General features: G+C 44.1%; 2 pseudogenes. One reads left to right on the forward strand and one right to left on the reverse strand.

Annotated elements, in window-relative coordinates:
• Positions 1-163 (reverse strand): annotated as a pseudogene (locus KIV40_RS33845) (LysE family translocator); the annotation flags it as partial.
• 112 nt (positions 164-275) lie between these two features.
• Between KIV40_RS33845 and KIV40_RS33850 the strand changes: the two are divergent.
• Positions 276-637: pseudogene (locus KIV40_RS33850) on the forward strand (Lrp/AsnC family transcriptional regulator); the annotation flags it as partial.

Below are 637 nucleotides of genomic sequence, written 5' to 3' on the forward strand. Positions count from 1 at the left end.
CCAGTATGATGATAATGCCAAAAGCGTTACCAGAGACAAAAGGCAATGTTGCCGCAAATCCATATCGGCTTGATATCCCAAGCAATGCAATGTTTCCTGCTCCCGGTGTAATTCCAATCGATATTGAAAACAACAAGAACGCCAGCATTAATTGAGCGCTCATTCTTTCTCTCCTAGTTGATAAAACGTTAGTGGGAGAAGAGTTTACAGATTCGAGTAGGAATTAAATTGCTATATGCGTTAGTATTAAATCAAATTTGAGCTCTAAAATTATTATGAAAGTGAAAGAATCCACCAACGAAGTGCTGGATGATACGGATATTGCCATTCTTGGGCATATCCAAAAAGACGGTCGCATGAGTAACAGTAAGCTTGCCGAGAAGGTCAACCTGAGTGAAACACCTTGCTGGCGTCGTTGGAAGCGCATGGAAGAGACGGGCTATGCAGCTCAACCGCAAAAAGCTGGGGCTGCATGTTGCAGGTTTTACCTTAGTGACACTCGGTAATCATGAGGTTGAAAACACCGAGCCTTTTGAAGAGTTTGTCGCAGTCACAGACTGGATCACCATGTGCCACTGCATTGCAGGCGGAGCCGATTATATGGTTCAGGTGTTGGCGAGAGATCTGGAAGAGTATT

The sequence above is a fragment of the Vibrio sp. D173a genome, assembly GCF_030248475.1.